The sequence below is a fragment of the Labrys sp. ALF-8 genome (genome assembly GCF_059699065.1).
Window position 1 is genome coordinate 3376292 of record NZ_AP048537.1, and the last position, 12156, is coordinate 3388447.

Genomic DNA, 12156 nt, shown 5'->3' on the forward strand with positions numbered 1-12156 from the left:
GCCTGATACAGGCCAGCAGCACCGCACCCAGGATGTGACAGCCGGCCGTATCATACGAAATCTAGGGGGCTTCAGCAATTGATATATTACCAAACAGTCACCCAAATCTCCAGCAGAGGGACCATAACGCTCGCTCTGCTTCGTTTCAAGGGTAACGCACAAAATTAGTGCGCAATAAGTCCGATAAAACACACCTGACCAAAGTGAATATAAACCTTTTTGCAAAGACTAATACCGGTTCTTGCAAGGTATCCCACTTGTCTGTCCAGGCTGCAGCTTCGGCCTCTAAAACATCGTCAGAAAAAGCGCTTTGAATGCTCGGTAATGTTAACCCTGGTTCGCGGGCCGCTAGGTCAGCCCGGGTTAACAGGATATTTACCGTGTTCGGCGAAAACCTGCTGATGCGGGCCTTGCGTCCCGCTGTCAATTCTCGAATCGGCGTCGTGGCGGCGCAAAGAACCAGGAGGGCGCGAGAATCAGGCGAATTCGCCGATTTTGCGTGAAGTTCAATGAGCCAGAGCGCGCCGTGGAGTGTCAAGGGAGTCGATCCCGAGACGCGCGAGACCGCCAAGGTCTTGGCGCAGCGTTCCGGCATGACGCTTGGCCAATGGCTCGATACCTTGATTTCACGGCAGGACATGCCCGAAAAGCCGCTCTTTCATGGGATCGACCGGAACCATTCTCCTCTAGCCGCCATCGCCAGGCGACTGGAAACAGCGGAAAAAAGGTATCATGGTAAGGATTTGGCCGTACGGCGCGATGAGGCTGCCGCGGGAGTGAGCGCGGCCGTGCTGGCTCGCCACATCCGCGCGAGTGAGACGCGCATGGCCGAGCTCATCGAACGCCTGATCCGGCGCCAGGAGGAGAGCGAAGCCCATGTCGCAGCGCTCGTCGATGCCCTGGTGGATGGCTTTGCCGTCCGGCAGACCGGGCCGGCTGCCCCGTCGCCCGGTCATCATGGCGCACCATCTTCCCCGGACGGCTCGGTGGAAGACCTGGAGCGCCGGCTGGCCGCGGTGGCGGCGGAGCTCGATGCCGCCCCGGCCCAGCCGGAGGTCGAACCGCGGCTGACGGACGCGCTGAGCGAGCAGATTGCGAGCCTTACCCGCGAGATCGCGGAACTGCGCCGCACCAATGCGGATGCCGGTGCCGGCAAGCAGGACCTGGCCGATCTGCGGGCGGACATCGCCTCCCTAGGCCGTCATCTGACCGGCATGGTCACGCCTGACCAGTTTGTCCAGATCGATCGGAAGCTCGATCTTCTGGCCCGCCAGGCGCATGATCCCTCCGTACTTGCCTCCATTCAGCGCGAGACTTCCGACATCCGCACGCGGCTGGGCGACATTGCCCGGCAAGCGGAGCCCTCCCAGCGCCTGGAACAAAAGCTCGATGCCCTTCAGCTCGCCGTGGAGGATGGGCAGGCGGCAGCCGGTGCCTCGCTATCGGCGTTGTCGGCCCGCCTCGATGCGCTCGATGCCCGAGGCAGCGACGATGCTGCCCTGTCGGCGCTCGAACGCCAGATAGCCGAGATGGCGCGCGCCGTCGAAGCGCTGGCCGGCGCAAGGCCCGACTTCACGGGGCTGGAGCCGGCATTGAAGGCAGCCCTTGCCCAATCCCCCCTGCAAAATCTGCCTGAGGAGTTGCAGCGCCACTACCGCGATCTGCGGAGTCTGCAAGACGGTGGCGGCCAGACCCACAAGGCTCTCGACGCCTTGCAGACGCTGCTCCATCAGGTCTCCGGTCGCCTGGCGGCAGTGGAGGATGTCGTGCGCACGCGCTCCACAGGCGCTCTGGTGTCGGGACCGCCGGAGGTCGGCGATACACCGCCGATGTTCGGCCGCGAGCGCCCGGACGATATCGTCTGGTCTCCTGAATTGCCGCGTTCGCTCGCCGGCGACGCCCCGCTTCATTCGCCGGCGGAGGAAGAGCCGCTGGATGGCCGCCCCAGCCAGGTTTCCGCATTGGGGCGAGGCGGTCCCGCAACGACCAGCACCACGCGCAGCGCCTTCATCGCCGCGGCGCGTCGCGCCGCCCGGGCGGCCGCGGAGGCAGAAGGCAGCCTAGCAGAGGAAACGGCCAAGCCGGAGGGGAGCCATGAACCGTTCTACAAGCGTCACAAACGACCGATCCTGCTGGGACTGGCGGCGGTGACGATGATGATGGCTGCCCTGCAGGGAGGAAAGGTACCGTCCGCGCCGGGCAGCGCCCGCCAGCTGACACGAACGGCTCCAGCCGGGCCATTGTCCGAGCGACGCTTCGATCCCGGCGGGAACGGGACGCAGGCAAAGGGTGGGGCCGCCGCCTCGCTTTCCGAAGCAAGCCCGCCCGTTCGGGCAGAAAGGGCATCCTCTCCGGCGTCCGCGCCGCAGACGTCTCCTCCCAACGAGGCCGTGTCCCTGTTTGAGGAAGCGCGCCAGCTCGATACGCCGCATGCCACGACGTTCGATCTCGCCAAGGCAGCCGGTCTTTACCGGCAGGCTGCACAATTGGGCTATGCGCCCGCTCTCTTCCTGCTGGGCCTTGCCTACGACAAGGGAAGAGGCGTGGGCCATGACGCGATGCTGGCGGGACTGTGGTACCAGCGCGCGGCCGAGCATGGTTCCGCCAAGGCCATGTACAACCTTGCCGTGCTTTACGCGGGCGGCGCGGTCATGGGAGTACCCGACTACGAGCAGGCCGCCCGCTGGTTCCACCAGGCGGCCGAGCAGGGCCACACCGCCAGCCAGTATAATTTCGCTCTGTTGGCCGCCCAGGGCCTGGGCACGCCACGCGATCTCGCCGCTTCCTATCGCTTCCTCGCCCAGGCGGCGGCCAAGGGGGATCTCGACGCGCTCGCGAGGCTCAACGAAATCGAGCAGCGCATGACCCCGGAGGAAAAGGCGAGAGCGAAGGGATAGGGCCCTGTCGTTTCAGGGCGGGGCCTGGAATCAAAAAATTCTTCTGGCATCAATACGTTGATCTAGAGTGACGGCCCATCTGAACGCATTTTGCCTTGGGGCAGGAGCCTTATCCCCCCAGGCAGCGCGCCTTCGGGAATGCGAAGACGCGTTCGTCCCCCATGAGGTGCGCGGTGAAACCGTCGGGAAAGAGTGGGGCGAAGGCGGCGTCGCGAACGTTCAGCCCGCCGGCATAGGCTCCGAAGGCCGGCAGTATTGCCCGCCTTCCATCGCCGGCAAAGCAGCGCCGCCGCAGCGAACGCCCGCGGGTCGCCACCCGCGCCACCGGATGGAGGTGCCCGGCGATCTCACCGGGCTCGGCTACTTCGGTGGGTTCGTGCCGGAACAGCACCGAACCGATGGCGAGCTTCGGCGTGGCGGTTCCCGCAAAGCCGCTGGGCGGCTCGGGGTCGTGGTTGCCCGCTATCCAGAAAACCTCCCGCCGGTGGAGGCAGTGCGACAGCGCCTCCCGGTCGCGGGGAGAAATGCGCCCGTCGGCTCGCCGGTCGTGGAAACTGTCGCCCAGGAAGACCAGGCGCCGCGCCGCAAAGCGGGCGAGCAGACGGGCAAGGCGCGCCAGCGTGGCGGCGGTGTCGTAGGGCGGCAGCAACATGCGGCGTTCGGCAAAGGAAGAGCCTTTTTCGAGATGGAGGTCCGAGACAACCACCAGGCTCTCCTCCAGCCAGACAAGGGCACCGTCGGCGGTAGCGAGAAATTCGGTGCCGGCGACGCTGAGCACGGCTTCGTCGCGCCGGATCATCTCAGGTTCCGCCTCCCGCTTCCGTGGTGCTGCTGCGTCCAACCATGGCCTCCGCGATCAGATCTTCCGCCGCTCCGGCGAGCGCGCTGTCGGTGCCCTCGCCATAGACCGGTTCGCGGCCGATCTCGAGCATGATCGGCACCGCCAGGGGCGTGATGCGATCGAGATCCTTATGAATGATTCGGCCCTTGATGCGCGAGAGCATCGTCGCCAGGCGGCCGAGATCGAGCAGGCCGGTGCGGGCGTCGTCCCAGGCGGCGCGCATGAGGACATGATCGGGCTCGTGCTGGCGCAGCACGTCGTAGACGAGGTCGGTGGAAATGCTGATCTGCTTGCCTGTCTTCTCCTTGCCCGGCGCGCGACGCTCGATCAGCCCCGAGATGATGGCGCAGGTGCGGAACATGCGCTTCATCAAGGCGGATTCCGCGAGCCACTCCTCCAGATCGTCGCCGAGCATATCCTGGTCGAAAAGCTGGTCCATCGCCGCCCGGCTCATGTCGCCGACTCCCCACACGGCGAGGGCATAGTCGTTGGCGACGAAACCCATCGGCTTGAGCCTGGCCCGCTCGAGCCGCCTCGTGAGCAGCATGCCGAGCGTCTGGTGGGCAAGGCGACCCTCGAAGGGATAGCAGACGAGATAGTATCGGTTGCCGCGCGGAAAGGTCTCGACCAGAAGGTCGCCCGCGGGTGGCAGGCGGGAGATGTCGCGCTGCAAGCGCAGCCAGTCGGCGACCTGGTCGGGCAAGGCGCTCCAGCTTTCGGGATTGGCGAGGATGGCGCGTACGCGCGCCGCGAGATGGGTGGAGAGGGGGAACTTGCCACCGGCGAAGGAAGGGATCTGCGGGTCCTTGCCGGCGGGTGCCCGCGTGACCAGCACGTCCTCTTCCGAAATGCCCTCGAAACGCAGGATCTCCCCGGCGAACAGGAAGGTATCGCCGACGCTGAGGCCCTCCGCGAAATATTCCTCGACTTCACCGAGCACGCGCCCGAAGCCGCGTCGCACGGCCCCCTCACCGGGTTTCTTCTTTGGCGGCCCCGAACTCTTCGGATCCATGAACCAGGGGAGATAGGGGGTCGGTCTGTCGGCGGCCATGCGGGTCGGCTCGCGCGGGCCGCGATTGGAGAGACGCACCTTGAGCAGCGCCTCCTCCACGATGGTCCCGACGTTGAGCCGGTAGGCTTGTGCCACCATCGGGTTCGAGACGCGCCACAGCCCGTCCTTGCCCTGACGGATCTTGGCGAAGCGATCATAGGTCTTCAGGGCGTAGCCGCCGGTCGCCACGAAGGCGACGATGTCGTCGAAGGTCTTGCGGTCGAGCCTCGCATAGGGTTCGGCCGCAATCACTTCCCGGAAGAGATCCCCGCTGTCGAAGGGGGAGCCGCAGGCGACGCCGAGCACATGCTGGGCAAGCACGTCGAGTGCACCAGACCGAGCCACCGGCGTGTCCTGCTCGCCGGCATAGGCGGCATCGACGGCGGCCCGGCATTCCAGCACTTCGAAGCGGTTGCTCGGCACCAGCATGGCCTGGGAAGGCTCGTCCAGCCGGTGATTGGCGCGGCCGATGCGTTGGAGCAGCCGCGAGGCGCCCTTGGGAGCGCCGACATTGATGACGAGATCCACATCGCCCCAGTCGATGCCGAGATCGAGCGTGGAGGTGCAGACCACGGCCTTGAGCCTGCTCGCCGCCATCGCTTCCTCCACACGGCGGCGCTGGCCGACCTCGAGGGAGCCATGATGCAGGGCGATCGGCAGTGCATCCTCGTTCACGCGCCAGAGTTCCTGGAAAACGAACTCCGCCTGCATGCGTGTGTTGACGAAGACCAGCGTGGTCTTGTGCGTCTTGATCAGGGCATACAGCTCCGCCATGGCATGGCGCGCCGTGTGGCCAGCCCAGGGCAGGCGCTCCTCCGTTTCCAATATGTCGAGCTTCGGTGCGGCGCCGCCCTCCGCGACGACGAGATCGGCCATGTGCGTCTCGCCGGGCTTCTGCGGTACGATCCAGCGGCGCAGTTCGTCGGGGTCCCGCACCGTGGCGGATAGGCCGACGACTTCGAGGTCAGGGACGAAATCGCGCAGCCTCGCGAGGCCGAGCGCGAGGAGGTCCCCGCGCTTGGAGGTGACGATCGAATGGAGCTCGTCCAGGACGACGCGCTTCAACGAGCCGAAGAAATCGGCCGCCTCCCGGCTCGCCAGCAGCAAGGCGAGCTGCTCGGGCGTGGTGAGGAGGATATCCGGCGGATCGCGCTTCTGGCGCTGGCGTTTGGCCTGGGGCGTATCGCCGGTTCTGGTTTCGATGCGCGTCGGCAGGCCCATCTCGCCAGCTGGCCTTTCGAGGTTGCGGGCAACGTCCACCGCCAGCGCCTTGAGCGGCGATATGTATAGGGTATGCAGCGCGGCCGGTGCATTGGCGCGGCGAGGGGCGAGGTCGATCAGGCTGGGCAGGAACCCGGCCAGCGTCTTGCCGGCACCCGTCGGCGCGATCAGCAGGGCCGAGCGTCCGGTTCGCGCCTTCTCGAGCAGCTGGAGCTGGTGCGCTCGCGGGTTCCAGCCGCGCGCCGCGAACCAGTTCGCGAAAAGGGGAGGGAGGGAGGAGACGCCTGCCTCGGGCGTTGCGTCCCCGATCTGCTTGTTCATGCCGCTATCGCCGTTTCAGGCAGCGATATTGGGGCGGTCAGGGCATAAGTCCAGAGTTGCCGGCCTCAGGAACACTCGTAGAAGGTCGAAGGGAACCCTCCCTGCCAGGAGGATGAGTCCTATCGCTGCAACACGATGACCATGCCGGGCGAGGGAGCACCACGATCGAAGCGTGCCCATTCGTCGCTGCGATGGCGGATATCCATGCCGGCGGCGGCGGCCCACGCTTCGATGCCGCCATGCGAATGGGCATAGCGTGTATCGTGGTTGAGGGTGAAAGGCTCCGGGCCGTCCTGGCGCTGGGCCGTGAAGGCGAACAGGCCGCCCTGCTGCAGCACACGCGCCGCCTGCCGGAAAAGAGCGCCGAGATCGCCGAGATAGACGAAGACGTCGGCGGCGAGGATGAGGTCGGCGCTACTGTCGGCCTCACCTGCAAGAAAGGCAACCGCTTCCGCGCGGACGAGATGCCGGTAGACCTGCTTGCGTGCCGCCTCGGCGAGCATCGCCTGCGAGAGGTCGCACCCCTCGATCCCCGCGCAGAGCGTAGCGAAGGTCTCGCCGGCGAGGCCCGTGCCGCAGCCTATGTCCAGCGCCCGGCCGAAGGCGGCCGGCTGGCGAACTTTCGCCAGCGCCGCCAGCAGGAGGGCCGGTCCTCGATAGGAGAGGTCCCCAACCAGCGAGCGCTCGAAGCGCGGCGCATAGTCGTCGAAGAGGGCGGCGACATGGGCCGCCGTCATGGCGCCGTCGGCCGGCGCCGCTCCAAGCCTCGCCAGCCTTGCGCCGGCGCCGGCCACGTCGCTGAGATCGAGGGCGAGGCTGTGGCGATAGGCCTCCTGCGCCTTGTCCCGATCGCCGGCGGCCTCCCTCAGCTCGCCGAGCGCGAACCAACCCACGGCCCAGCCCGGCGCGCGTTCCAAAGCCTGCTCGACCAGTTCGGCGGCAGCAGCGGGCTCGCCCTGTGCCCTGTAGTCCATGGCATAGGCAAAGCGGCGGTCGGCGATGGCGTCGCCGGAGGTCCGGAAGGAAGACATGGCGGCGATATAGGACAGGACGGCGAGGAAGGGAATTGGCGGCGCGGCATCCGGCATGACGGTCGCATTCCAGGTTTGGGATGCGACCGCAACGATCTACGACTGCCTGCTAGCTGCGATAGCGTTCCAGCTGCTTCGCCAGCCCCGGTTCCCGCCAGGATCTGCCGCGCCAGGCGACATGGCCGTCCGGCCGCACCAGCATGGCGGCGGCACCGCAGGCGGACGCATAGGCCCCTTGGGCATCCGTGACCAGCGTAAGGCCGGATTGCTGCGGCAGGGGATCTGGCGCTATCGCGACGACGCGCAGGGGCACGCCGTCGTCGCGGCCGGGTCCGCGCGCGAAGGCGGCGACCGCCGCCGCTTCCGCCTCGTCCCGGACCGGCACAAGCAGGACATGGTCGGTGCCCTTGAGAAGCTCGAACAGGCGTAGCGGGAAGCCGAAGCCCTGGCGTCGCAGGCCCTGCACGTCCGGCACGCGGTCGCCGGCGCGCGGGCCGGGCGCGTCGGGCTCGAGGTCGTCGCGAACCCAGGCCGAACCGCGATAGTTCACCAGCACCTGCGCATCAACGAGACGCTCCGGGGCTGCATTCTGCCGTCCCTGGGGCCGCGCGAGCGTCTGGCTCGCGGCATGGGTACGGGCGAGGACCTCCTCGCCGACGGGGCGGCGCTCGGCGTCGTAGCTGTCGAGCAGGTTCGTGGACGCCTTGCCGGCGAGCACCAGCGCGAGCTTCCAGGCGAGATTGTAAGCATCCTGTATGCCGGTATTCATGCCCTGGCCGCCGGTCGGCGGATGGATGTGGGCTGCATCGCCCGCGATGAAGACCGGGCCGTTGCGGTAGCGGTCGGCCAGCCGAACGCTGATGCGGAAGATGGAAGACCAGCGCAGGTCCGAGAGGCGTGGCGTGTCTGGCAAAAGGTCGTCCGCCACTGCCTGCAATTCCTCCAGGCTGGGCCCCGTCTGCTCGGTCTGGATGCCATGCGCCTGGCTGCCTGCAGGCATCGCCTCGCTCTTGGCCAGCGTGGTGACGCGGTAACGCCCCGGCTCCGGAAGGGGAATGGCGATGAACATGTCGGGCGGCCCGCCCTCGACAGGGCGCAGGGCACGCAGCGGAACGCCGTAAGGCAGGTTCCAGTCGACATGGACATCGCCCAGCATGAAGGGCCAGGGATAGGCCTCGCCTTCGAAGCGGATGCCGGCGGCCTTGCGGACGGCGCTGTGGGCGCCGTCGCAGCCGACGACAAAGCGGTATTGAGCTTCTTCGATCTCGCCATTGGCGCGACGCAGCCGGACGGCGGTGCCGGCTTTGCCGATTTCGAGACCCTCGAGGGCCACGCCCCGTTCGACGGCAAGGCCGTGGCGGGACAGGTGCCTCGCAAGCAACCGCTCGGTCTCGTATTGCGGCAGGCCCAGCGGAGCGTAGGGCAAGCCGAGGTCTGTGTGGGGCACGTCCTGTGGAGGCTGGCCGATGAGAACGCTGCGCAGGCCCGCGAGCCACAGGCCGGCGTCGGCCATCTCGCGGACGATGCCCATGTCTTCCCAGATCTCGAGCGTGCGCGGGGTGACCCCGATGGCCCGGCAGAAAGGCGAGGGAGCCGGCGCCTTGTCGATCAGGCGACAGGTCGCCCCATGTCTCGACAGTTCGGCGGCGAGCGTCAGCCCGACAGGCCCCGCACCCACGATAAGGACATCCGACATCGCTCGGCTCACTTTCTTCGGTCCTTGGGGGAGCGGGCGGGTGGCGGCAAGACACCGGCCACTAACCGCGGGAGTTTATGGGAAATCTTGGCGATCGACCTCGTTATACCTATCTTGTGGCCATGCGGCCATCCGATTTGCTGACCTCAACGCCTTCCGGGCTCTATTGTCCGCTTGCGGATGTCTATGTCGATCCGGTGCGCCCGGTCGAGAGGGCGTTGATTACCCACGCCCATTCCGACCACGCGCGCGCCGGTCACCAGCGGGTGCTGGCGACCGCGGAGACCCTGGCGATCATGGCTGCGCGCTATGGCGAGGAGTTCTGTCTTACGCGACAGGTCGCGCAGTTCGGCGAGACGCTCGACCTCAACGGCGTGACCGTGAGTTTTCATCCCGCGGGCCACGTGCTGGGCTCGGCGCAGATCTCCTTCGAGGCCGGCGGGACAAGGATCGTGGCCTCCGGCGACTACAAGCGCCAGCCCGATCCGACCTGCGCCCCATTCGAAGTCGTGCCGTGCGATGTCTTCATCTCGGAGGCGACATTCGCCCTGCCTGTGTTCCGCCATCCCGATCCGGCGCATGAGATCGGCAAGCTGCTCAACTCGCTCGAACTCTTCCCGGAGCGCGCCCATCTCGTCGGCGCCTATTCGCTCGGCAAGGCGCAACGGGTCATCGCCATGGTCCGCCATGGCGGGCACGACGCGCCGATCTATCTTCATGGCGCCATGGAGAAGATCACGCGGCTCTATGAACGGCAGGGCATCAATCTCGGCGACCTGAGGCTGGTGCGCGACAGCAAGCCGAGCGAGCTCGTCGGCGCCGTCGTGCTCTGCCCGCCGAGCGCGGCCCAGGAGCCTTGGTCGCGCAAGATGCCCGAACCGCTCAGCGTTTACGCGTCGGGCTGGATGCGCATTCGTGCCCGAGCCCGGCAGAGCGGCGCCGAATTGCCGCTGGTGATCTCCGATCATGCCGATTGGCCGGACCTTCAGCGCACCATCCTCGAAACCGGCTGCTCGGAGCTTTGGGTCACCCATGGCCAGGAGGATGCGCTCGTGCACTGGGCCGTAGGCGAGGGCTTGAAGGCGAAGCCGTTGCACATGGTCGGCTACGGCGAGGAGGAGGAAGCATGAACCGCTTCGCCGAACTGCTGGATCGCCTCGCCTACGAGCCTGGCCGCAATGCCAAGCTGCGCCTGCTCACCGACTATTTTCGTTCGACTCCCGATCCAGACCGGGGCTACGCGCTCGCGGCGATGACGGGACGGCTCGACTTCCGCAACGCCAAGCCGGCCCTGCTGCGGGAACTCATTGCCGAGCGCACCGATCCCGAGCTCTTCGCACTGTCCTACGACTACGTCGGCGACCTTTCGGAGACCATAGCGCTGATGTGGCCGGCACGGGCCGGCGCCAACCATTCTCCCACGCTTTCCGAAGTGGTCGAGGCCCTCGCCAGTGCCGGACGATCGGCAATGCCCGGGGTGATAACCAGTCATCTCGATGCGCTCGACGAGACGGGGCGCTGGGCTTTCCTCAAGCTGATCACGGGCGCCCTGCGCATTGGTGCCTCGGCCCGTCTCGCCAAGAGCGCGGTGGCTGCGCTCGGCACGCTGGCGCCCGACGATATCGAACTGGCGTGGCCCGGGCTCGCGCCGCCCTATGAATCTCTTTTCGCCTGGGCCGAAGGCAAGGGCGAGCGGCCAGAAACCGGCAACCCCGCCCCCTTCCGGCCGGTCATGCTGGCGCATGCGCTGGAGGAGACCGACCTGCCCGCCATGCTGCCCGAGGACTTCGTGGCCGAATGGAAATGGGACGGCATTCGGGTGCAGGCCGTGGGTGCCCTCACGCAGGACATGCCGGTATTGCGGCTCTATTCGCGCACCGGCGAGGATATTGCGCCGGCGTTTCCCGATCTCGTCGATGCCCTGCGCTTCGAGGGCGCCGTGGACGGCGAACTGCTGGTGCGCCGGGAGGGCCGCATCGAGAATTTCAATTCACTGCAACAGCGGCTCAACCGCAAGACTGTCACCGCGAAGATGGTCGCGGACTATCCGGCGCATATCCGCGCCTATGATCTTCTCGCCGAGGATGGGGAGGACCTGCGCGGCCTGCCTTTCATCGAACGCCGTGCACGACTGGAGGCTTTCGTGGCGAGGATCGCCTCGCCGCGCCTCGACCTCTCGCCGATGGTCGCATTCGCCACGCCTCCCGAGCTCGCGGCTGCGCGCTCCTATCCCCTTGCAGCGGGTGCCGGCGACGACGCCGAGGCCGTCGAAGGCCTGATGCTGAAGCGGCGCGACAGCCTCTACGTCCCGGGGCGTCCGAAGGGCCTGTGGTTCAAGTGGAAGCGCGAACCCTATCGCATCGATGCGGTGCTGATGTATGCCCAGCGCGGCCATGGCAAGCGCTCCTCCTTCTATTCCGACTATACGTTCGGCGTGTGGAGCGGGGAGGAACTGGTGCCGGTCGGAAAGGCCTATTTCGGCTTCACCGACGAGGAACTGAGGGACATCGACCGCTTCGTCCGCAACAACACCATCAACCGCTTCGGCCCCGTGCGCGAGGTGACGCATACGGCCGACAAGGGGCTGGTCGTCGAGGTCGCCTTCGAGGGGCTCGCGCGCTCCACCCGCCACAAGTCCGGCGTCGCGATGCGTTTTCCACGGCTGGCGCGGCTGCGGTGGGACAAGCCTCCGCGCGAGGCGGATCGCCTGGAAAACTTGACCGTCCTGCTTGACCGCGCAGCGTCAGCACCCGAAATAGAGGCCGGTTCGACAGGAGACTAGGCATGGCAGGTGGCGTTGAACGCTTTATGGGCGGCTCGGTGGTCGGCACCATCATCAAGCTGGTGGTGATCTCGATTGCCCTGGGCCTCGTCCTGGCCTGGCTGAACCTGACCCCCTGGGAATTGATCGAGAATGTCAGACGCTCGCTGGAGCACCTCTTCGCCCGCGGCTTCCGGATGGTGGGCGACCTGTTCAGCTATTTCCTGCTCGGCGCGGTGATCGTCGTGCCCGTGTGGATCGTCTTGCGGCTGCTGCAGGCTGGCAGGGGCGGAGGAAAGTAGAGGATAGCCTCGCATATCAAGCGCGTGGGCAAGCC

At 66.7% G+C, this 12156-nt stretch carries 8 protein-coding genes; 4 read left to right on the forward strand and 4 right to left on the reverse strand.

Annotation, left to right across the window (positions count from 1 at the left end; translation table 11 throughout):
* Positions 1-509 precede the first annotated feature (509 nt).
* The gene (locus AC6H34_RS15570; protein ID WP_497539348.1) at positions 510-2897 is read left to right on the forward strand and encodes a hypothetical protein; all 2388 of its coding nucleotides are present in this window, start codon (positions 510-512) and stop codon (positions 2895-2897) included.
* 109 nt (positions 2898-3006) lie between these two features.
* Here the strand turns inward: AC6H34_RS15570 and pdeM are convergent, their stop codons facing one another.
* From pdeM to AC6H34_RS15590, 4 genes are all read right to left on the reverse strand, one after another.
* Entirely contained in the window at positions 3007-3696 is a 690-nt protein-coding gene (gene pdeM, locus AC6H34_RS15575; RefSeq protein ID WP_497539349.1) for a ligase-associated DNA damage response endonuclease PdeM, read from the reverse strand.
* Between the two features lies 1 nt (position 3697).
* Entirely contained in the window at positions 3698-6331 is a 2634-nt protein-coding gene (locus AC6H34_RS15580) for a ligase-associated DNA damage response DEXH box helicase (RefSeq protein WP_497539350.1), read from the reverse strand.
* 119 nt (positions 6332-6450) lie between these two features.
* Entirely contained in the window at positions 6451-7419 is a 969-nt protein-coding gene (locus AC6H34_RS15585; protein WP_448149083.1) for a class I SAM-dependent DNA methyltransferase, read from the reverse strand.
* A 52-nt stretch (positions 7420-7471) separates the two neighbouring features.
* The gene (locus AC6H34_RS15590) at positions 7472-9058 is read right to left on the reverse strand and encodes an FAD-dependent monooxygenase (protein ID WP_448149082.1); all 1587 of its coding nucleotides are present in this window, start codon (positions 9056-9058) and stop codon (positions 7472-7474) included.
* A 122-nt stretch (positions 9059-9180) separates the two neighbouring features.
* Here AC6H34_RS15590 and AC6H34_RS15595 point away from each other — a divergent pair, with 122 nt between their 5' ends.
* Genes AC6H34_RS15595 through AC6H34_RS15605 form a run of 3 tightly spaced genes read left to right on the forward strand, consistent with a single transcriptional unit; the run spans position 9181 to position 12121 of the window.
* Positions 9181-10188 carry a ligase-associated DNA damage response exonuclease gene (locus AC6H34_RS15595; protein ID WP_448149081.1) on the forward strand — a complete coding sequence of 336 codons (1008 nt, stop codon included), beginning with the start codon at positions 9181-9183 and terminating at the stop codon, positions 10186-10188.
* Complete coding sequence (locus tag AC6H34_RS15600; protein WP_448149080.1) at positions 10185-11840, forward strand: cisplatin damage response ATP-dependent DNA ligase; 1656 nt, start codon at positions 10185-10187, stop codon at positions 11838-11840. The genes AC6H34_RS15595 and AC6H34_RS15600 overlap by 4 nt, the downstream gene beginning before the upstream one ends.
* Positions 11841-11842: 2 nt before the next feature.
* On the forward strand, positions 11843-12121 hold the full coding sequence (locus AC6H34_RS15605; protein ID WP_448149079.1) for a DUF6460 domain-containing protein: 279 nt from the start codon (positions 11843-11845) through the stop codon (positions 12119-12121).
* Positions 12122-12156 lie beyond the last annotated feature (35 nt).

Excerpts from the sequence above, each read along its gene's own strand:
- AC6H34_RS15600 (WP_448149080.1), top strand. The coding sequence starts at position 10,185 with ATGAACCGCTTCGCCGAACTGCTGGATCGCCTCGCCTACGAGCCTGGC.
- AC6H34_RS15570 (WP_497539348.1), top strand. The coding sequence starts at position 510 with ATGAGCCAGAGCGCGCCGTGGAGTGTCAAGGGAGTCGATCCCGAGACG.
- AC6H34_RS15605 (WP_448149079.1), top strand. The coding sequence starts at position 11,843 with ATGGCAGGTGGCGTTGAACGCTTTATGGGCGGCTCGGTGGTCGGCACC.
- AC6H34_RS15590 (WP_448149082.1), bottom strand. The coding sequence starts at position 9,058 with ATGTCGGATGTCCTTATCGTGGGTGCGGGGCCTGTCGGGCTGACGCTC.
- pdeM (WP_497539349.1), bottom strand. The coding sequence starts at position 3,696 with ATGATCCGGCGCGACGAAGCCGTGCTCAGCGTCGCCGGCACCGAATTT.
- AC6H34_RS15595 (WP_448149081.1), top strand. The coding sequence starts at position 9,181 with ATGCGGCCATCCGATTTGCTGACCTCAACGCCTTCCGGGCTCTATTGT.
- AC6H34_RS15585 (WP_448149083.1), bottom strand. The coding sequence starts at position 7,419 with ATGCCGGATGCCGCGCCGCCAATTCCCTTCCTCGCCGTCCTGTCCTAT.
- AC6H34_RS15580 (WP_497539350.1), bottom strand. The coding sequence starts at position 6,331 with ATGAACAAGCAGATCGGGGACGCAACGCCCGAGGCAGGCGTCTCCTCC.